The sequence below is a fragment of the Limnobacter sp. MED105 genome (genome assembly GCF_000170915.1).
Lineage (GTDB): Bacteria > Pseudomonadota > Gammaproteobacteria > Burkholderiales > Burkholderiaceae_B > Limnobacter.
Genome location: NZ_ABCT01000010.1, coordinates 16,931 through 35,341 on the forward strand (window position 1 = coordinate 16,931; position 18,411 = coordinate 35,341).

Below are 18,411 nucleotides of genomic sequence, written 5' to 3' on the forward strand. Positions count from 1 at the left end.
CCCGCTAGAAAGGCGAATTCACTGTAAAGCTTTTGCTTAAACTGGCAAACCACCACCGATTGCGTCAGTAATGATGGCTGGGTCCAGCATGCTGGTAATCGGCGCCAAAGGCGAATCGGCAGCCATTCCCAGCAAAGGATCAAGCGCTGCATCCAGTGGCGTACCGGTTGTGCCACCCGTAGAACCGCCGCCAGCACCGCCCGCGGCATCGGCCAATGGGCCGAGCACTGCGTCCAAAGGTGTTCCGGTTGGGCCGTCTGTTTCACCACCGCCAGCACCACCTGCGGCATCGGCCAATGGGCCGAGCACTGCATCCAGAGGTGTTCCGGTTGGGCCGTCTGTTTCACCACCGCCAGCACCACCTGCGGCATCGGCCAATGGGCCGAGCACTGCGTCCAAAGGTGTTCCGGTTGGGCCGTCTGTTTCACCACCGCCAGCACCACCTGCGGCATCACCCAACATGCCCAGTGCATCAGCCAAAGGTTCAGTTACAGCCACAAGAGGAGTTCCTGCCAAAGCGTCCAAAACTGGATCCAGCACAGCATCAAGAGGCGTCCCTGTTGTACCGCCGGTGTCGCCACCGCCGTCGTCACCACCACCATCGCCATCATCGTCGTTGTCGTCCACAGTACCACCACCCGTGGAACTGGTCGGGCCAGAACCTTCGTCATCACTGGAGGAAGCCAACAAGCCCAGGCCGACAGCACCGGCGCCAACGGCGGCCGCTGTGCCACCCATTGAACCGCCGGCGAGCAAACCACCGCCGAACAAACCAAACATGCCGCCCTCAGCACCAGCTTGATCAACACCCTGCAATTCAACCATTTCGGCAAAATCGGGGTCGAGGTTTGCAATGGTCACGCCGTCGTCCGACAAGGCTTCGAAAACCAACGCGGTCTGACCATTTTTCAATGTGGTGTCCGCAATAACGCTTCCGGTTGGAGCAACCAGCAAATTGCCAATGGGCTCACCATAACTGTTCGACAAAATAATGGATGCTCGTCCAGAATCGCTGGCAGTGATTACATCGCCAGCCATGATGGAGTCACCAGCGGCCAGGGAACGGGTTTCGCCGTCACGCATGATGCTGACTGGGCCTTCCAACTCATTGACTGAACCAATTACCTGTGTGGACATGTCGCCTCCAAAATCTATAAGTGTTTGTGTTGTCGAGTTTGTAAGTAATACTCTGACAACCCAAATGCGGATTCAAAACTGGTTTGATTTAAATCAGAATCAATAAAACCGCAGCCAAAACTGCACCCCACACGGCTCCAATCAAGGGCATCATCCATTCATATCGGGAAAATACCGGGCGCAAGGCCTTCTCAAACTCCATCGCGGGCAACCCCGACAAGCGTTCGACAATAACTTCCTCAATTCTCAAGGCATCGTTGAGGTACACACGCGCTGCCATCAAATGTGCTTCCAGTTTGCTGGCGAAAATTTTTGCAGCGTCGCGCTTGATGGCCACCCATTGCTCTGCGCCCAAGATAGTCACCAACAAAGGCTTGATCCCGCTGGACTCCAGATCCATGACACGTTGAACATGGTAATCAATTAACGATGACAAATTCTTGGCATTGGGCCCCCTGCACAGTGCCAGAACAATATTCTCAGTGGTCAACACCTCACGTGCGGCAGTTTGCGCAAACAGTTCAGAGATGTGTTTTTGATCCCGGAAAAAGAAACCTGTGAATTTGCCCAAACGAATAGTGCCGTGATCTGGATGAAAAAACAGGCTTTCCAGCGCCAGCTCGTTGGCCAGCGCACCGAGTACCACACCCACCACGATCAACCAGTACCATTGAATGTCAAACAGTGAAATTCCAGCCAGCAACACACCAACGACCAAACCTGCGACCAATGAAAAACGAATGAGGTAAGCCATGGGGTCTTTACCTGCACTTTTGAACAAATCTACGACCAAGAATGGTTTGCTGGTGACCACATCCAATACCAGTGTTTTAAGGCTAAGGTAGTAGGCGGGCTTCTTTTGTAGATCCAGAATAATCTGCTTGGCCACTTCCGGCACAATGCCGCGAATTCTGAAAATAATTGAATTCTGTAAAAAGCTCGGCAGGCTTTCCCACAATGTCGGCTTGTGTTTGAGCATCACCTCGCGGCAGGCCAGGTCTGCCGTTTCCTGCATGGGTGGAGTCAGGCGATCCGACAAACCTTGAGCAGGAATGCGCTTGATCATTTCATCCAGGGGCAGTAGCTTGTGAGTCATCAAACGCACAGCTATTTCGGCCATCACCGATTTTTGATGGGGCACCAAACCCTGCCAACCCAAGCCCTCAAGGCCCAACTGATGTAAACCGAGTTTTCTGAACAGGGGAATGCGCCAACCCTTAAATTCTTTGGGATTGAACATCAGCCAAAGCGCGGCGGCCTGAAAAAACCATGCCAGAAAGAGTCCTGTGGCTGCCATGGCCAAGAAAACAGCCCAAGCAGGAAGCCCCAAATGTAGGAAGGAAAAATCCAAAACGATCATCCTGAAGTAATTATTAAAATAATTGATCTAATTTCCACCCCCTGACGGGCAGCTATAGATCGTTATACTGGCGAACGAGACAAGACAGATTAGAAAAAGCCGTCCAAAAAATAGATCGACGACTATATATCTTTATACTTTACCAACAAAAAATAAGATTCTAAGGGGACGCCTTTCATGGATTGGGCAACTATTTACGCTGATGTTCAGCAAAACTACCTCTTTTACCTCTCAATCCCTGTAGTTGCCGCAATCCTTGGTTATGTCACCAAGATTGCAGCGGTCAAAATGATGTTCTACCCCATGAAGTTTGTGGGTATTCCTCCCTTCTTCGGCTGGCAAGGCATTGTGCCGCGCAATGCACTTCGTATGGCGTCCATTGCTGTTGACACCATCACCACCAAACTCGTGTCGGTCAACGAGGTGGTTTCCAAACTGGATTCTGAACGCTTGGGCAAGGAACTGGAAGGTCCTGCGATGGAGGTGATCGAGACCATCATTCGCGAAGTGATGTCCAAGCACCAGCCTCGGCTTTGGGAGAGCCTGCCCAACTTTGCACAGAAAAAACTGATTGATCGGGTCAAGAAAGATGTGCCTGGTGTGATTGCCAGTGTGATGGAAGACATCAAGGGCAACATCGATGAAATTCTGGATTTGAAGGCTTTGGTGATTCGTATCCTGATGAAGGACAAGCACCTGCTGAACCGGATTTTTCAAGAAGTGGGCCGTGAAGAGTTCAAGTTTTTCGGCGTGTCTGGCCTCTACTTCGGTTTCATGATCGGTGTGGTGCAAATGGTTCTGTGGGTGCTGCTGAAAGAGCCATGGATTTTGCCTGTATTCGGTTTTCTGGTTGGCTTTATTTCAGACTGGATCGCATTGAATATTTTGTTCGAACCCAAAAAGCCGATTCCCTTTGGCTCATACACCATTCAGGGCTTGTTCCTGAAACGCCAACAGAAGGTGGCGGCTGACTACGCAAAAATTATTGCACGCGATATTTTGACTCCACAAACCATTATCGGTGAAATGGTGGCCGGCCCTCTTTCTGAGCGTGTTCAGAAAATGGTGGATGAACGTGTTCGAGAAATGGTGGACAGCAAGGCCAGCATTGTGAAACCTTTCGTGGTGATGGCTGTGGGTGCAGAATCATTTCAGCGCATGAAACAAGATACCTCTGAAATGTTGATGGCACGCTTGGCCGATGTGATCATGCATGCTGAAACTTATGTTCAAACTTCGCTGGACATTGAAAACGTGGTGGGCAAGAAAATGCAGGCCATGACACCGTTGGAATTTGAAGGCTTGCTGCGCCCCGTATTCAAGCAAGAGGAATGGATTTTGATCATGACCGGCGCTATTTTGGGCGGCTTGGTGGGCGAAGGCCAGCTGATGGTGATGATTAAGCTGGGCATTATTTAATCACAGCTTCAACAGACACAAAAAACCCGGCAACGCCGGGTTTTTTAATTAATCTCGCACTTCATTTATATCTGTACCCTGGCTTTTGCGAGGCCGGGGTTCTCACGGCCGGTTTCAGCAAACTCCACAAATTCCGACACGCAATTGGCCACCCACTCTGAATGACTTTGTACAACCCAGTGCTGCGCATCAATGTCTCTGCGCCACACATTGTGGGCATAGGGGTAACAGGACTCAACCAGCGCCGTAGTCACAAATTTGTCTTTGGTAGGCACCAGCAATTGCACAGGCACCTCGGTTTGACGCAAGCGCGGGTTACTGATGCGAGGGAGCATGTTGGCACGGTACAAGTTAATGCCGTTCACGCCATCTTTGCGCTGTGTTGGGTTGGCATCGTGTTCTACGCCCTCCATTTTTTTCACAATGCCCGGCCACGCTTTGTCCAGGCCCATTTTCCAGGCGGCCGGTGCCAAAAAAGGCAATTGAAAAGCATACACGTACCAGGAATGCATCAACTGTCCCATCACGTTGCCCAAGGCTTTGCGATTGTTGGCAGCAAAGCTGTTGCGCATCCACATGCCAATGTGGTCAAGACATGGGCCTGAAATGCTGGTGTAGCTGGCAATGCGTGATTTAAGACGATGGTCAGTCACGCTTTCCCAAGTTTGAATGGAGCCCCAATCATGTGCAACCAAATGAACCGGTTGGGTGGGACACACAGCCCGCATGACAGCCTGCAAGTCTTCGGAAAGTTTGCCCAGAGAATAGTCCCACATCCAGCCGGGCTCGGTTGACTTGCCACAGCCGCGCACGTCGTAGGTGACCACATGAAAATGATGCTTCAGAATATCGACAACCGGATCCCACACGCTGCTCGAGTCGGGGTAACCGTGCACGAGAATGATGGTGGGGTTATGCGGTTCACCATGGCTGGTGACCGCCAGTTCCACGTCGCTTGAATGTACAACCATTTGGCTCATCTGCCGCTGCTTTTCATTTGTCTCTGTCATGGGTTTTTTGCCCTTATTAGATGTTGTTGTGGTGTACCTTCGACTCCACTTTATAACCCCCATTGAAGCCGTATTCTTTCCAACGGGTTAGAGTGGCAACTCCAAATAAGCAAATAACTAAAAAATAGAATGACTTACAGCGTTTTTTGATGCAGTGCGTTATTATTGGGCCGTTTGAAAAACTTACGAGAATTAAAGCCGCAACCATGTCAAACCTGATTCAAGAACAAGTCACTGAAGTCCATCACTGGAACGACACGCTCTTTAGCTTCAAAACCACGCGAAGCCCTGGGCTGCGTTTCCACAACGGCCACTTTGTGATGATTGGCCTGGAAGTTGAAGGGAAGCCTTTGCTGCGCGCATACAGCATCGCCAGCGCAAACTACGAGGAACATCTCGAGTTTTTCAGCATCAAAGTGCCCGATGGCAAACTGACATCCCGCCTGCAGCACTTGAAGGTGGGTGATTCCGTACTGGTGGGTAAAAAGCCCACCGGCACGCTGATTCTTGATGATTTGAAGCCGGGCAAAAATCTGTTCATGTTCGGCACCGGCACTGGGTTGGCCCCATTCATGAGCCTGATCAAAGATCCCGACGTCTATGAGCGCTTTGAGAAAGTGATTCTGGTTCACGGTGTTCGCTATGTGAACGAGTTGGCGTACAGCGAATTCATTACTGAGGAATTGCCCAACAATGAGTTTTTTGGCGACATGGTGCGCGAAAAACTGATTTACTACCCCACCGTAACCCGTGAAGAGTTCAAGAACGTAGGGCGTATTACGACGCTAATGGAAAATGGGGAACTTTGTAAGGATGTTGGCCTGCCACCCCTGAATCCTGAAACCGACCGCGCCATGATCTGCGGAAGCCCCAGTATGCTGGCAGATATTCGCGGTATTCTGGATGCCAAGGGTTTTGTAGTGTCGCCCGGCGTGGGTGAGCCCGGCGATTACGTATTCGAACGTGCATTCGTGGAAAAGTGATCCGAGATATCCATAAAAAACCGGCGTCAGGATTAATCCTCAACGCCGGTTTTTTTATCAACGTCTATCAACTCAATTATTTGCCAGTCGTTTTTCCGCCTCCAGTTCCTCCAGCAACGACTTTGCGTGGCGCATGCTATCCATGGCTGCCGGGAAGCCGCAATACACACTGGCGTGAATAATCAACTCACGCAGCTCATTCGGTGTCACGCCATTGTTGATTGCACCGCGCATGTGCAATTTCAATTCATTGGGACGATTCAAGGCAATCAACATGGACACAGTTGCAATGCTGCGAATTTTGGGCTCAAGCCCTTCTCGTGGCCACACCGTGCCCCAAGCATGCGCTGTGACTATGTCTTGAAGCGGTGCCGCAAAATCGTCGGGATTTGATACAGCCTTGGCCACGTAGTCCGCACCCAGTACTTTGGTGCGCATGGCTTTGCCTGTGTCGTAATTGGCTGGTTTGTTATTTGCCATACTTCTCCCCCAGTTTTTCAATAAATCGATCAACCAGGCCGTCAAACATGGTTTTAATAAAACCAGGTGTAGCTGCTTTCAATAACATGGGCACCTTGATGTCCCGCAGCTGTCCGTTGATTTCAATTTCAATGTCGACTTGCTTGCCATTCGGCTTGAATTGAAACGCCCCGGAAAGACTTGCATTGCCCACGCCCTCTTTGGCTTTGAAGCTCAAACGTCCGTTGGCTTTGTCCACTTCATAAGTGGCTGCGTAGTGAACTGCATGCGAGACGCCCATGGCGCCGATGGGCTTGAGTTTCCACTCAAAAGTATTTGGACCGAGCTTGTTCAGGCTTTCCAATTTTGGGAAAATTGAGATCAACGGCTCAATGGCTTCCAGGTCGGCCAAAACGGCATCGTAATTCAAGGCCACAGAGGCTGTTTTATCCAGTGAAAGTTTGCTATCCATGTCAAATTCTCCTCAGTTTTAAGGCCGTGCACCGTATGCTGGAGTACACTGCCGGAATAATAATTTGGTTAAATAATACTCATGAGTAACATACCAGCAGATCCACTGTTGCGGATTAAAAAACTATCAGATTCACTCGAAAATAACGAATTTGAAAACACCAGTGCTCTAATTTTTGCGTTCCGCCAAGAGAAAGACCTTTTACGCGATTTACCTGCGGTGTTCGAAGGCGCACTGGAAAGCATCCTTGAGCGCCTGGAGAGCACCGCCATGTTTGGCGGGGAAAGTTGCTCATTCAGTCAAAGTGACTTGCTAGCCGCACTCACCATCTGGCTGGAAAAAGCAAAGTCTTATCTAGAGAAACAACTGGGCATTGTTTAAACGAAGCCCGGTTTTTCAGGTAATTCTGAAACCGTTTTCTGAGCAATCTCTTCTATCAGTTTGTCCAGCTTCTCAAAAGAAACGGGTTTGGTCATGTGCAAGTTCATCCCCGCTTGCGACGACATGGTGATACTTTTGTCGTCCGACAATCCCGACAGGGCACAAATAAAACTGTGTTTCGAAGCGGCGCTCTCGGACCCCCGAATCACTTTCGTGGCCTCATGCCCATCGAGATCCGGCATATCAATATCCATCAACACCAGGTCAAAACACTGTTTCTCGCACAATTCCACTGCCGGCAAACCGCCAGTGGCTTGCACCACCTGATGCCCTCTTTTGCTCAAATAACGGTCTAGCAACTTGATATTCATGGGGTGATCGTCTACCACCAGAATACTCAACGCCTTGGAGGGCGATTCGACTGATTTACCCGACTTGGCCGGGCTCAAAGCGGAGGCCAGTGGCAAATTCAAACTGACTGTAAACACCGAGCCAACCCCCAACTCGGAACTGACATCGATACGCCCACCCATTAATTCCACAAGCCCTTTGCAAATAGCCAAGCCCAAACCTGTACCACCATATTGGCGATTGATCTCTCGACTGGCCTGGCTAAACCGTTGAAACAGTTTTTGCAAGGCTGGCTGGCTGATCCCGATTCCGCTGTCAACCACTTCAATAAACACCTCGATTCGCCCTTGCGCGGGTTGCGAGGTCATTAAACGCATTTTTACGTAACCGATGTCAGTGAACTTCAAAGCATTGGATACCAAATTTTGCACAACCTGTCGCAGCCTGTTGGCATCGCCATGCACAAAGCATGGGCCTTCAGTCTCATTGACCAGCGAAAATTCCAGGTTCTTTTTGAGAGCCAAATTGCGGTTCAGTGAATACACCTGACGCACCATGGCATCGAGATCAAATGGCGACGGGTCCAATTTCAAACCATTGGCCTGAATTCGGGAATACTCCAGCACATCACTCAAAATTAAATGCAGGCTGGTCGCAGAACTGGAAATATTGCGCACATCGCCACGTAACTCTGGATCATCCAGCTGTTCCTCAAGCAACTTCGAAAAACCGATAATGGCATTCAACGGAGTGCGTAATTCATGACTGATCGTGGCCAAAAATTCGGACTTGGCTCGATCAGCGCTTTCGGCCTGTTCTTTGGCCAGCACCAAATCGCTGACATCGAGGCAAACCGCATACATGCTGACTCCCGGCGCTTTTGCTTCGCGCTGAAGGGTCAACTGAAAATATTGTGGCTCTACCCCGCTACGCCGCGTGGTTGAAAAAACCAGCGACTCCCGATTTGGAAAAGCCTCTGGGCGCGACAATACAGTACGTATCGCAGCGTGATACTTTGAATCAATGTGCTTGAGAACAAGAGTCCAATCGGCAATGAATTCAGCCCGGGTCAGTGAGAAAAACGTTCAATCGAATTGTCAACATTCTCGACCCGCACGCGCCCCTGCTCGGTCACGCTGAACTCGACTACAAAACCGTTCAGGCAGTTCTCGACACTGAGAAGGCGGCGTTTTTCTTCTTCAAAACCCGCCAACAACATACGCTGCTGCTGATTCAACCTGTGTACCGTGTTGACCAGTGTTTCGAAAAAGTCATTGCCTGCCAGATAGTCGGGGGTCGCTTCCTGACCGCCCAGGCTCAACAAACTTTCCTTCAGCTGAAAACTCATCCATGCGCGGGTCAATACACTGCCCGCGACATAGGACACCGCCACAACGACAATCAACAGCAGAAGCTGACCAAACCAGGCCAAGTCGCCCAATTGCGTCCAAAATACAATTGAACCGACAACACCGACTGCAAACAACAAACACAGCAATGGGTTCTTGCGCCATGAATCGTCAACGACTTTTGAGACGATCTTGCTCAGAGATGCGGCGCTCGCCGAGGTTGCTTTCAAAAAGATCGCCTTCAAAATTGGCTCAGGCCGAGATAGTTCGGGACAAAAACTCCAGCGATCGCCCCCTGGCCAATGCTGCCGCTTTTTGTTGATACATTGGACGTCCCCAACAATTAAAGCCGTGATCCACATTCGGATAGGTGTGAATTTCCACGCCGTGATTGGAATCAAATGCCGCTTTAATTTGGGAAACAGCTTCCATTGGGATGAAGCCATCTTTCTCGGCAAAGTGCATCAACATTGGAATTTTCGCCTGTGGTGCGCGATCAAGTGCAGTGTGAATACCACCACCGTAATAGCAAATGCTTGCGTCCACAGCACCTGGTGTAGTGCCTACCAGATAAGACAACATGCCACCCATACAAAAACCCAGGCTCGCTACTTTGCCAATGACTTCAGGCCGCGCCTTCAATGCATTGGCAGCGGCACACAAATCCTCAACCGCCTTGGGGAAGTCCATACCCTGCATCAAACCAAATCCTTTTTTGAAACCGGCGTCGTCGTAGCCAATATCTACACCTGCTTCCTGGCGCCAGAATACGTCGGGAGCAAGCACCACAAAGCCATCGCTGGCGTACTGGTCTGCTACTTCACGAATATGCTGATTTACGCCAAAAATTTCTTGAATCAACAAAATACCCGGGCCTTTGCCTGTGGGAGGAAGGGACAGATACGCACCGAACTGGCCGCCGTCTTTGGCATTGATCGAGATTCTTTGAGACTGCATAAAGCTCCTCTCTGTGTGGACGAAACAAGTGAGCTTGGATTGTAACAGCCTGATATTGTTCGGGCGCACTTTACAAGACTACAAAAAACCACAGAAAAGAAAAAATACTGTACACAGTTACAGTGTTTATTGTACAGTTGTTTCCAGGGCGATATAAAAACAGTGAAAGGAGTTTTCAAGATGAGCATCAAGCGATTTACTGTGTTTTTTGTGCTGTGGGTATTGGGCTGTGCCTTTGTTTTGGAGCCTGCATTTATTGCACCCTTGTTTGAAACCAGCAGCACGCTAGAGCTGGCTTTTGCCGGAAACCCCGGACAATTGGGTGGTTTGGAATTGAACACAAACAACAGCACTGCGGTAGAATCACTGGATCATTTCAGAGTACTTTGTTTGCTCTACTTCGGCTTGCCTGTTGCTGTTTACCTCGCAACACAGTGGAAGGAACTCTAATTCATCCGTGTTGAATCATGAAGTATGTCGTAGCTGGTTTGTTTAGTGTCATTGCAGGTTTTTTAATACAGGGTTGTGCCGCATCGAATCCATATTTCGACTCAAGCAAACCCCACCATCGACCTGATGGCTTTGTGAACTCGGATGGCACGATTGTTTCAAAACCAATGTCGGATCTGCTTCGTTGGTACCGAGAACGATTCGGCAAAGACCTGCCACCACCTCCCGGCGAATTCATCGCCAGTTATGCCGATTTCCCCCTGAAGGCCTTCGACAAAAGCCAACTTTCCAAATACTCGGAAACCACAGCCACTTGGCTAGGACACGCCACTGTAATGGTTCGTGCAAATGGTTTTACGATGTTGACCGACCCCCACTTTTCGATTCGCGCATTTCCAGTGCAATGGGCTGGACCTTCCCGAAAGGTTCAATCGCCAAGCCGTGTTGAAAACCTTCCAAAAATCGATGTTGTGGTGATTAGCCACAGCCACTATGACCACCTGGATCACAACACAGTGGTCAAACTGGCCAAACAACAACCTGATACTCTTTTTCTTGTACCACTTGGCCTTGAGTCACTGCTGAAAAGCTGGGGTGTTGAAAACGTCAAGGAAATGGACTGGTGGGAAACTCACACCATCGGGGAGAACCAGATTACTTTCGTACCGGCATATCACTGGTCAGCGCGTACGCTGACAGATAGAAATAAATCGCTGTGGGGAGGCTGGACGATGAAAAACCCCAAGCTGAACTTCTATTTCTCTGGCGATACCGGCTACAGCAAAGACTTCGAAGAAATTGGAAAACGTTTGGGTCCATTCGACTTCAGCGCAATTGCAGTCGGTGCCTACGAGCCTCGGTGGTTTATGAAAGCACAACACATTAACCCGGATGAGGCCGTGCAAATTCACAAAGATGTTCGTTCATCCAAGTCCATGGGTATCCACTGGGGTACTTTTGAACTGACCGATGAACCTCTCGATCAACCCATTGGCGATTTGAAACTTGCCTTGGAAAAACACAGTGTGCAACCCAGCGACTTTGAGCTACTGGGCCACGGCGACACGATTAATTTACGTTGAAAGTTGAAGAAATTGTAAATGACTTAGATTGTCTGTCTAGGTCAAATCAATTTGTTGAACTGGGGCATACAGTGACGAACCAAGGTCATTGTGAGCAGATCATTCAGCTGGTCGTCGGTGGCTTTGTCGGACAAAAAGTGAAGGCCCGCAAAAGAGGCCCAATTTGTCTCCGACACCCTGAAGGGAGTGTCCTGAATAACCAGAATTTGTGAGCCCGCGGCATACATGTCCAGCAAAGTGCTTTGAATCAAAGCACTTGAACGCTGGAAGCTGGCGCGCACAACCACCAGACCCACATTCAGATTCTCGGCAGCCAACGCCAGCTCCTTGCCAGTTTGACGCGGCAACACTTCATGCTGCCCCCATACTTTTTGAGCGAACGCACAAATTTTGTCCAACAACTGTTTGTTGGGCTCCAGTACCACCACACCGATCGAGTCTTGCGCTGTTGACATCTTGTTCGCCTTTTTGTCTAGGACAACTTGAACTATTTGACCACAAGCCTATGGGCAGAGCAATGCAAATTACTCTATATGCTCAATAAAGATAATTAATATGCAGTGCGATAACCATTAACGCACATTTAGAGCGCGCTAAGGTACAAAGGTTCCTGCTGCTTTGGCGTCAAAGCAGAGTTTTAATTGATAATTTCGGACAAAGGAAAATCGAGTTGTTTCTAGAACTAACTCAAACCCAAATAAGGCTTAAGTAACTCATGCAGGCGCAGCTCAGCCCGCAAGGTTTTCAGGGTGACGAGTACGCCACCAATGCGACGATGCAGAAATATAATTTCCTGCGGAGGTATCTTGAAATGCTTGGACATCATTTTCAATGCTGCAGTTTGACCAACCCTCGCCGGCAAATCTGTGTCTCCAAACCTATAGGCACCACCGGGGGTGTAAAGCCGATCAGGCACCATGGGGTCAAATGGTTTTCGAAACGGTTCAACAATCAGTTCCGTCAAGTCGCCAAATCCCTCCAGAAATGATTGTGGGGTGCTGGCGTCCATCAAACCAATCTCCAAGACGCCCTGGGCAACCTCGCGCCTGTCCGCCTGAAGTGATCCCCGAACGATGCGTCCGTAGCTTTCCACAAAAGATTTGTCGAAAGGACGGGTTGCCCCGAAATCGAGCGTCACGATTTGGTCGTTTTCACCCTGAGAATCGATGCGGACCCGGTAGTTTCCAAAATGAGGATCGGTCTGAACCAGATTCCAGTCGAAAAACTCGGTCACAAACAACTCTGCAAAACTGTTGGCCAAGGCATTTCGGCGGCTTTGCGACAAGGCCTGCACTTCTTTGGAAGACACAGAATATCCAGGTTCATAACGTGTTGTCAGCACGCGTTGGGCGCAAAACTCCGGGTAAACCTTGGGCACTATAAACCGTGAGTTGTTTGCCAACCGGTCGTGAAAAGTTTCCGTGAACTCACGCTCCTGCAGATAATCGCATTCACGAACGAGCATGTCGCGTAGTTCATTGAATACATCGGTCAAATCAAGTGCCTTGGGTGCCAGTCGAGTCGCGGAAATTAACCGGGACAAAGTACGTATATCGGTGTCGATGGCATTGGCCACGCCGGGGTACTGAATCTTGACCACAACCTGTTCACCGGTCGCTTTGATGGTGGCCAGGTGCGCTTGCCCCAAAGATGCAGCAGCAATGGGTTTTCGCTGAATATCGAGCTTTGCAATGGTCTTTTCGCCCAACGCATCAATCAACTGTGGCTCAACAAATGACCAGCTGACTGCCGGCGTGTTGTCCTGAAGTGTGGCCAGCACTTCCACAGCCTCCTCGGGTAGAAAATATTGCCCATACAACGACAACATTTGCCCCGCCTTCATCACGCTGCCTTTCAAACGACCCAATTCATCGGCCAGTTCTTTGGCTTGAGCGCGGTAGAAGTTTCGGTTGGCCTCGTCTTTGGAATCACCACGACGAAAGAAATTTCGCACGGTGTGGCTGGCAATTTTGGCACCCGCACCCACGCCCATGCGTGTCAAGGCAACGTTGCGTTCGAATGCACCGGTTTTGATGCGATCCATGGTGCTGCCATCGGCATCAGCTTTGGCATTGGCTTCTACGTTGTCGGATTTGTCCTGCTCAGCCATGCTGCGAAAGGTCCTTGCGAATACAAAGTGAGTTGGGCGACATTGTAGTGGCTGGTCGCCCGGTACTGATGAAAAAGCACTCTAAATCGCGGTGCAATTTCACGCAAAGTTAGCGCATCAATTTACGCAGTGCGGCGGGCGTAAAGTCTCCTGGCTTCACAGGCACATTGAACTCTGTGGCTGGTTCTTCATTCTGGAATGCACTGAATACGGATTTACGTGCATTCAAATCATGCTGCACTTCACCAGAGGTGTACAAGCCCGGTGCATCGTACGCCTGCATCAAATAGAGCATTTTGACGCGCCACAGTTCACCTTTGGTGTCGTATTGATCCATCAGGGCAACGTACCAGCTGTCTTCATCAACATACATGGTGCGCTTGGAGTAGATATGCTCTGCGCCCTGCTTCAAGGTGCCTTCGATCACCCAAACCCGGTGCAGCTCAAATCGGGTTAATTCTGGTTTCACGAAAGCATCGTTGATCATGTTGTCGTACTTCAGGCTTTTGTCACTGAGCTTGTAGTTGTTGTAAGGAATGTACATTTCACGCTTGCCCAGCAACTTCCACTCAAAACGTTCGGGCGAACCGTTAAATCCGTAAATGTCGTCCACTGTGCGCAAGGCATCGGTATTTCCGGCCGGGGCAGCGTGCACAAGTTCAGGCGCGCGCAATACTCGCCGCTGGCCAGAATTCACGATCCATGCGTTGCGGGTGTCTTCTTTGAAATTCAGGGTGTCAAGCACCAGCAGGGCTTCACCCGATTGTGCTGAAGGCTTTGTAGACTCGCCAATCAACGCGAACAACAAGGTACTGCCTGCTTTGCCGATGGATGGCGCCCAAGCAATGGTTTGGCTGCTGGCAAATGTAATCGGCTTGCTGCCATTGCCTGCCACAAAGCCCGCGGTGTGCGACCTTAACGTTTGTGCCGGGCGCCGAAGCAAAGTATTCCAGACTGCTTCAAGCCCGTTTTTGGGCTGAGGAAAAGGCACGCTGGTAGATTGCACACCCTCAATCGCCAAACCACCATGCGCCAACTTGGCTTTGCCAGATTCCGTGCTGATGCTCGTCATCATTTCTGAAGAAAAAGCAGCAGTGCGATGCGTTTTATAAACGGGAATACTGTAGTTTGCATAACGTTTGATCAAGGCGATTTGCCCCGCAGGCAAAAATTTTTCATGCTGGGCCAAATTACTTTGATTCACCACAAACAAGGGTTTTTCACCTGCAAATGGATCGACGTAGCCCTTCTTGGGATCAAACCCAGCAGGCGCTTTGGTAAGCCCGCCTGTCCATTCCGGAATAGTACCGGCCGCATTGCCCGCTATTTCAGCACCCAAGGCGTTTACTGAACCTGTCTGAGCCATTGCTACCGTGCCGCTGAGCGCAAAGCACACTGCCGAGGCCAACACGCCTCGCAATAATTCAAATCGCATTTTGTCTCCTGCTGGTGGTTCTGATTTTTTGTTGTGCGTCTACTTTACCGCACTGGCAGGGCGCGCAAACAAGATGCGACAAAAGTCTGCACCTTTGCCTGAACACGCAGGTATTTGCTGAGCAAAGTCGCTGGGCTTGAGTACCTGGCAGGCCATACCCAAATTTTCCATACTCAATTGCAAATGACCGGCTGTCTCAAAATGAAGATGCACTTTGCCACGAACGAAGATGCCAAGCCCGGCAACAAAAGCCTGCGCGAGGGGATCTGAATTTTGGGCTTGCAAGTGAATATCGGAAAGATAGGCCCCTTGCGGGAACTGAGCCAAAGTTGAAGAGATTCGGGCCCACAGGTTCAACACGGAATCTTTGTCAAAATAATTCAACAATCCTTCTGTCACCACAACCAAACCTTGGCTGGTATCCAACTGCATGGCCAAACCATCCAGGCTGTGTGCGCCCTGCTCTGCAAAAGCATCGACTACTTTGACGTGATGATTGGGGCACGCACGCAGCCGGGTAGCCAGTAACTTTCTCTTTTGGGCAACCATGCCTGGCAAGTCGGCTTCAATATAAGTAATTTTGTCGCCGTAACGCTCAACGAAACGACTGCCGCGGGGCGACAAACCCGCTGCAATCTCAATGATTTGAGTGGCTTTGCCCGATTCAATCAATTCAGTCAGATGGTGGTCGATGAGATCATGCCGGGCCAGCAAAAAATCCTCCAGTGTCGGCCCACCGAAGCTTCTGGACACAAACATGGAAGGTGCCAGCGCCATGTGAAGCGCACTGGCCGGCATGGATTTAAGTTCGGGAATGGATCGACCAGTAGATTGCCAAACCTGCCCCGTGTACAAGGCCGTGGGACTTATACGGGCTGCAGAAAGCCACTGCGAGGCAAGTTTTTTAACCATAAGATCCTTTACACGATTGAATGTTCAAGCAAGGTTTCCAGGGGCACAATTTCCAACGCAGTTTGATTGGTGCCCTCCAGATACACTGGTGGAGCAACACCCGCTTCATAGGCCTCCAGCCAGCGGCTGGCACATACGCACCAACGGTCTCCAGGCTTCAGCCCGGCGAAACGATACTGGGGCATGGGGCTGATAAGATCGTTGCCCATGCGCAATTGGAACTCCAGAAATTCCTGAGTGACCTTTGCACACACGACGTGACGACCCAAATCGTTGGGGCCAGTGCTGCAGCAGCCATCTCGCATAAAACCGGTAAGGGGCGCATAGGAACAGGCGAGCAAGGGGCCGCCAAGCACGTTTTTATCTTGTTTCACAGTGACTTTCGACATGAGTTATTTTGAACCGGGAACAGGCACAACAGCCATGGTGAGTCGGGAAATACAACTGAGTTTTCCGCCGTCATCATGTAACTCAATACTCCAGACTTGAGAACTTTTGCCGGCATGCCACAATTTGGCAGTGCCTGTTACTTTGCCGCTTCTAACGCCACGCAAATGGTTGGCGTTGACCTCTTGCCCAACACAATAAAATTTGCTGTTGTCGACCATCAAATTGGCCGCGATGCTGCCCAGGGTTTCAGCCAGCACCACATTTGCCCCGCCGTGAACCAGCCCAAATGGCTGAAATGTACGACTATCGGCTGGCATGGTACCGCGAATATAGTCAGGCCCTACTTCGGTGATTTCAATGCCCATGGCCTCACAGGCTGTGTTTTTACACATGGCATTCATGTTTTCCAGATCGGGCGTGGAAAACCAAATGGGTTGTTGATCTTTTTGCATGGCTGCGAAGTCTCTTTAAGTTTAATTTGTGTCCTATTTTAGGCATGCAATTTAAACTTTTGGAGTGGCCTCGATTAGTTTGGCCACTGTATTGGACAAATTCAGGGCAGTTTCTTCTTTCAATCGATGGCAATTGGCATACAAATCAGCCTCGATGGAGAAAAAACCAGCACCCACATGGGCCAGCGCGATCACATTGCCGCTGGCACAAGGCGCCAAGGCCATGGCATGACCGTCGAATGCGTCCAGCAGGCGTTGTTTACTTTGAGTGGAATCTTTCTGATTGCTTAACAGATTCGCCACAAAATACCCCTGCTCGCTCAACAAGGCTTTGCAGTTCAAGTAAAACGCAGTTGAATTCAAGGGGCCAACTTTGGCTTTGCCATCGAAACCATCCACCATGATCAAATCAAATTGACGGTCAGTTTTGCTCACTGCACTGGCCATGTAGTCGGCACCGCAATTCACTTCAACCTGAAAGTTCGGGGATAAGGGCGGCAGCTTGAAATGCATTTGTGCAGCCGCAACCACTGCGTGTGATATTTCCACCACGGTAATTTTGCAACCGGGCCTGTGCTTGTGTAAAAACTTGGGCAGTGCACCCACCCCCAAACCCACGAACAGGGCATTGCGCGGCCAGTTTGCTTCGGGGTTCAAGAGTAACGGGGCCATCATTTCACGGGTGTATTCAAGCTCGAGCGCATACGGCCTTGCGATTCGCATGGCCCCTTGCACCCAGTCACTGCCAAAATGAAGTTGGCGAACGCCCTTTTCTTCGCTGATCAATATGTCCATAGGGCGCAAGAATAACCGAATTATTCGAACAGGGCTTGCCCCATGAACACGCGGCTTCCTTCAGCCAGGCCCTGAGCCAGATTCCAGTGTGGTGGCACCAACAATACAATGGTTGAACCGTGCTCAAACCACCCCAGTTCTTCACCTTTGTGAATGGGTGTGTGGGTACGCACACGTTGAGGCCCGCGGTCATTTTGATTGAATACACGGCCAGTACAGTGCAAACGAATGCCAGCCACTAATATTGCCGCCACCGGCACAATTGCGAAAGGCTCGCCTTGTGCGGTTTTACCGCTTAACACCGCCCGTTCATTTTTACAGAACAGCTTCTCTACCCGCTTCAGTGCCACTGGGTTCACATTCCATGTGTCCCCGTGAATGTAATCCACTTGCTCCACCACCCCATCCAGTGGCGAATGCATTCGGTGATACATGCTGGCCGTAATCCGAATGGTGAGGTATCGATGACCATGGAATTTCATGGCCAATACAGGGTCTACCAGTAGCTCTTCTATGGCGTAAGGGAAGCCTTTTACTTGGAGGAGACTGCCGTTCTCAACCAAGCCATGGGCACCCAGAATTCCATCGCAGGGGCAGGTGCCAAGGGCATTCGTCGCCACTGGCCGCACACCCGGCTTGAGTGCGCGAGTGAAGCAATCGTGAATGGAGTTGAATTGCTGCTTTTGCGCTTCGTGCAAGCTTAAATCTGCAAAATGGCGCCACAACCACAAGGCTGGTTGTGCAAACCACGGGTGTTTGATTTTGCTGACCTTGCCCATCAACCAGGAGCTGAACAAGCGGGGAATTCGATTGGTCAACATGAAGTTGGCACTTTCCTGCAACTGAATGCGGGACGCTTGAAGCGCAGAAGTTGCCTGTGTATTTTTTTGCAATTTAATCAGCCTGT

21 protein-coding genes are annotated in these 18,411 nt (G+C 50.3%); 5 read left to right on the forward strand and 16 right to left on the reverse strand.

Annotated features, from left to right (window positions below; genetic code table 11):
- Positions 1-36 precede the first annotated feature (36 nt).
- Together LMED105_RS10095 and LMED105_RS10100 are read right to left on the reverse strand one after the other, a co-directional pair.
- The gene (locus LMED105_RS10095; protein WP_008250834.1) at positions 37-1,137 is read right to left on the reverse strand and encodes a hypothetical protein; all 1,101 of its coding nucleotides are present in this window, start codon (positions 1,135-1,137) and stop codon (positions 37-39) included.
- An 88-nt stretch (positions 1,138-1,225) separates the two neighbouring features.
- Positions 1,226-2,488, reverse strand: a complete 1,263-nt coding sequence (locus LMED105_RS10100; protein WP_156799653.1) for a DUF445 domain-containing protein — start codon at positions 2,486-2,488, stop codon at positions 1,226-1,228.
- A 186-nt stretch (positions 2,489-2,674) separates the two neighbouring features.
- Here LMED105_RS10100 and LMED105_RS10105 point away from each other — a divergent pair, with 186 nt between their 5' ends.
- Positions 2,675-3,916 (forward strand): DUF445 domain-containing protein, encoded by a 1,242-nt coding sequence (locus LMED105_RS10105; protein ID WP_008250836.1) that lies wholly within the window; start codon positions 2,675-2,677, stop codon positions 3,914-3,916.
- Positions 3,917-3,981: 65 nt separating this feature from the next.
- Here LMED105_RS10105 and LMED105_RS10110 read toward each other — a convergent pair whose 3' ends face one another.
- Positions 3,982-4,896, reverse strand: a complete 915-nt coding sequence (locus LMED105_RS10110) for an alpha/beta fold hydrolase (protein ID WP_050771210.1) — start codon at positions 4,894-4,896, stop codon at positions 3,982-3,984.
- A gap of 236 nt (positions 4,897-5,132) precedes the next feature.
- On the opposite strand from LMED105_RS10110, the gene LMED105_RS10115 reads away from it, so the two are divergent.
- Positions 5,133-5,909 carry a ferredoxin--NADP reductase gene (locus tag LMED105_RS10115; RefSeq protein WP_008250838.1) on the forward strand — a complete coding sequence of 259 codons (777 nt, stop codon included), beginning with the start codon at positions 5,133-5,135 and terminating at the stop codon, positions 5,907-5,909.
- A gap of 72 nt (positions 5,910-5,981) precedes the next feature.
- Here LMED105_RS10115 and LMED105_RS10120 read toward each other — a convergent pair whose 3' ends face one another.
- Both LMED105_RS10120 and LMED105_RS10125 read right to left on the reverse strand, forming a co-directional pair.
- Positions 5,982-6,389 carry a carboxymuconolactone decarboxylase family protein gene (locus tag LMED105_RS10120; protein ID WP_008250839.1) on the reverse strand — a complete coding sequence of 136 codons (408 nt, stop codon included), beginning with the start codon at positions 6,387-6,389 and terminating at the stop codon, positions 5,982-5,984.
- Positions 6,379-6,840 carry a hypothetical protein gene (locus LMED105_RS10125; RefSeq protein ID WP_008250840.1) on the reverse strand — a complete coding sequence of 154 codons (462 nt, stop codon included), beginning with the start codon at positions 6,838-6,840 and terminating at the stop codon, positions 6,379-6,381. The genes LMED105_RS10120 and LMED105_RS10125 overlap by 11 nt, the downstream gene beginning before the upstream one ends.
- An 81-nt stretch (positions 6,841-6,921) precedes the next feature.
- On the opposite strand from LMED105_RS10125, the gene LMED105_RS10130 reads away from it, so the two are divergent.
- On the forward strand, positions 6,922-7,221 hold the full coding sequence (locus LMED105_RS10130) for a hypothetical protein (protein WP_008250842.1): 300 nt from the start codon (positions 6,922-6,924) through the stop codon (positions 7,219-7,221).
- Here LMED105_RS10130 and LMED105_RS10135 read toward each other — a convergent pair.
- The 3 genes from LMED105_RS10135 to LMED105_RS10145 all read right to left on the reverse strand — a co-directional run bounded on the left by LMED105_RS10135 (position 7,218) and on the right by LMED105_RS10145 (position 9,878).
- Entirely contained in the window at positions 7,218-8,435 is a 1,218-nt protein-coding gene (locus tag LMED105_RS10135) for a hybrid sensor histidine kinase/response regulator (protein ID WP_156799654.1), read from the reverse strand. The two genes, LMED105_RS10130 and LMED105_RS10135, sit on opposite strands and share 4 nt — an antisense overlap.
- A 206-nt stretch (positions 8,436-8,641) precedes the next feature.
- Positions 8,642-9,151 (reverse strand): hypothetical protein, encoded by a 510-nt coding sequence (locus tag LMED105_RS10140; RefSeq protein ID WP_156799655.1) that lies wholly within the window; start codon positions 9,149-9,151, stop codon positions 8,642-8,644.
- A gap of 22 nt (positions 9,152-9,173) precedes the next feature.
- Positions 9,174-9,878 (reverse strand): dienelactone hydrolase family protein, encoded by a 705-nt coding sequence (locus tag LMED105_RS10145; protein WP_008250848.1) that lies wholly within the window; start codon positions 9,876-9,878, stop codon positions 9,174-9,176.
- Between the two features lie 180 nt (positions 9,879-10,058).
- Between LMED105_RS10145 and LMED105_RS10150 the strand changes: the two genes are divergently transcribed.
- Together LMED105_RS10150 and LMED105_RS10155 are read left to right on the forward strand one after the other, a co-directional pair.
- Positions 10,059-10,328: a hypothetical protein gene (locus LMED105_RS10150; protein ID WP_008250850.1), complete on the forward strand. Its 270-nt coding sequence runs from the start codon at positions 10,059-10,061 to the stop codon at positions 10,326-10,328.
- A gap of 17 nt (positions 10,329-10,345) precedes the next feature.
- Entirely contained in the window at positions 10,346-11,410 is a 1,065-nt protein-coding gene (locus tag LMED105_RS10155) for an MBL fold metallo-hydrolase (protein WP_008250856.1), read from the forward strand.
- Positions 11,411-11,451: 41 nt separating this feature from the next.
- On the opposite strand, the gene LMED105_RS10160 is transcribed toward LMED105_RS10155, so the two are convergent.
- From LMED105_RS10160 to asd, 8 genes are all read right to left on the reverse strand, one after another.
- Complete coding sequence (locus LMED105_RS10160) at positions 11,452-11,865, reverse strand: hypothetical protein (protein ID WP_008250868.1); 414 nt, start codon at positions 11,863-11,865, stop codon at positions 11,452-11,454.
- 227 nt (positions 11,866-12,092) lie between these two features.
- The gene (locus tag LMED105_RS10165) at positions 12,093-13,520 is read right to left on the reverse strand and encodes an AarF/ABC1/UbiB kinase family protein (RefSeq protein WP_008250870.1); all 1,428 of its coding nucleotides are present in this window, start codon (positions 13,518-13,520) and stop codon (positions 12,093-12,095) included.
- Between the two features lie 109 nt (positions 13,521-13,629).
- Complete coding sequence (locus tag LMED105_RS10170) at positions 13,630-14,955, reverse strand: DUF1329 domain-containing protein (protein WP_040513192.1); 1,326 nt, start codon at positions 14,953-14,955, stop codon at positions 13,630-13,632.
- Positions 14,956-14,994: 39 nt separating this feature from the next.
- Positions 14,995-15,867 carry a class I SAM-dependent methyltransferase gene (locus tag LMED105_RS10175; RefSeq protein ID WP_050771212.1) on the reverse strand — a complete coding sequence of 291 codons (873 nt, stop codon included), beginning with the start codon at positions 15,865-15,867 and terminating at the stop codon, positions 14,995-14,997.
- An 8-nt stretch (positions 15,868-15,875) separates the two neighbouring features.
- Entirely contained in the window at positions 15,876-16,256 is a 381-nt protein-coding gene (locus LMED105_RS10180; RefSeq protein WP_008250879.1) for a DUF2237 family protein, read from the reverse strand.
- 3 nt (positions 16,257-16,259) lie between these two features.
- On the reverse strand, positions 16,260-16,709 hold the full coding sequence (locus LMED105_RS10185) for a hotdog fold thioesterase (RefSeq protein ID WP_008250880.1): 450 nt from the start codon (positions 16,707-16,709) through the stop codon (positions 16,260-16,262).
- A gap of 51 nt (positions 16,710-16,760) precedes the next feature.
- Positions 16,761-17,504 (reverse strand): hypothetical protein, encoded by a 744-nt coding sequence (locus LMED105_RS10190; protein ID WP_008250881.1) that lies wholly within the window; start codon positions 17,502-17,504, stop codon positions 16,761-16,763.
- A gap of 20 nt (positions 17,505-17,524) precedes the next feature.
- The gene (gene asd / locus LMED105_RS10195) at positions 17,525-18,397 is read right to left on the reverse strand and encodes an archaetidylserine decarboxylase (RefSeq protein WP_198006837.1); all 873 of its coding nucleotides are present in this window, start codon (positions 18,395-18,397) and stop codon (positions 17,525-17,527) included.
- Positions 18,398-18,411 lie beyond the last annotated feature (14 nt).

What these genes read in the sequence shown, in the direction of transcription:
- LMED105_RS10095 (WP_008250834.1), bottom strand. Translation starts at nt 1,137, where the DNA reads ATGTCCACACAGGTAATTGGTTCAGTCAATGAGTTGGAAGGCCCAGTC.
- LMED105_RS10105 (WP_008250836.1), top strand. Translation starts at nt 2,675, where the DNA reads ATGGATTGGGCAACTATTTACGCTGATGTTCAGCAAAACTACCTCTTT.
- LMED105_RS10110 (WP_050771210.1), bottom strand. Translation starts at nt 4,896, where the DNA reads ATGAGCCAAATGGTTGTACATTCAAGCGACGTGGAACTGGCGGTCACC.
- LMED105_RS10115 (WP_008250838.1), top strand. Translation starts at nt 5,133, where the DNA reads ATGTCAAACCTGATTCAAGAACAAGTCACTGAAGTCCATCACTGGAAC.
- LMED105_RS10120 (WP_008250839.1), bottom strand. Translation starts at nt 6,389, where the DNA reads ATGGCAAATAACAAACCAGCCAATTACGACACAGGCAAAGCCATGCGC.
- LMED105_RS10125 (WP_008250840.1), bottom strand. Translation starts at nt 6,840, where the DNA reads ATGGATAGCAAACTTTCACTGGATAAAACAGCCTCTGTGGCCTTGAAT.
- LMED105_RS10130 (WP_008250842.1), top strand. Translation starts at nt 6,922, where the DNA reads ATGAGTAACATACCAGCAGATCCACTGTTGCGGATTAAAAAACTATCA.
- LMED105_RS10135 (WP_156799654.1), bottom strand. Translation starts at nt 8,435, where the DNA reads ATGTATGCGGTTTGCCTCGATGTCAGCGATTTGGTGCTGGCCAAAGAA.
- LMED105_RS10145 (WP_008250848.1), bottom strand. Translation starts at nt 9,878, where the DNA reads ATGCAGTCTCAAAGAATCTCGATCAATGCCAAAGACGGCGGCCAGTTC.
- LMED105_RS10150 (WP_008250850.1), top strand. Translation starts at nt 10,059, where the DNA reads ATGAGCATCAAGCGATTTACTGTGTTTTTTGTGCTGTGGGTATTGGGC.
- LMED105_RS10155 (WP_008250856.1), top strand. Translation starts at nt 10,346, where the DNA reads ATGAAGTATGTCGTAGCTGGTTTGTTTAGTGTCATTGCAGGTTTTTTA.
- LMED105_RS10160 (WP_008250868.1), bottom strand. Translation starts at nt 11,865, where the DNA reads ATGTCAACAGCGCAAGACTCGATCGGTGTGGTGGTACTGGAGCCCAAC.
- LMED105_RS10165 (WP_008250870.1), bottom strand. Translation starts at nt 13,520, where the DNA reads ATGGCTGAGCAGGACAAATCCGACAACGTAGAAGCCAATGCCAAAGCT.
- LMED105_RS10170 (WP_040513192.1), bottom strand. Translation starts at nt 14,955, where the DNA reads ATGCGATTTGAATTATTGCGAGGCGTGTTGGCCTCGGCAGTGTGCTTT.
- LMED105_RS10175 (WP_050771212.1), bottom strand. Translation starts at nt 15,867, where the DNA reads ATGGTTAAAAAACTTGCCTCGCAGTGGCTTTCTGCAGCCCGTATAAGT.
- LMED105_RS10180 (WP_008250879.1), bottom strand. Translation starts at nt 16,256, where the DNA reads ATGTCGAAAGTCACTGTGAAACAAGATAAAAACGTGCTTGGCGGCCCC.
- LMED105_RS10185 (WP_008250880.1), bottom strand. Translation starts at nt 16,709, where the DNA reads ATGCAAAAAGATCAACAACCCATTTGGTTTTCCACGCCCGATCTGGAA.
- LMED105_RS10190 (WP_008250881.1), bottom strand. Translation starts at nt 17,504, where the DNA reads ATGGACATATTGATCAGCGAAGAAAAGGGCGTTCGCCAACTTCATTTT.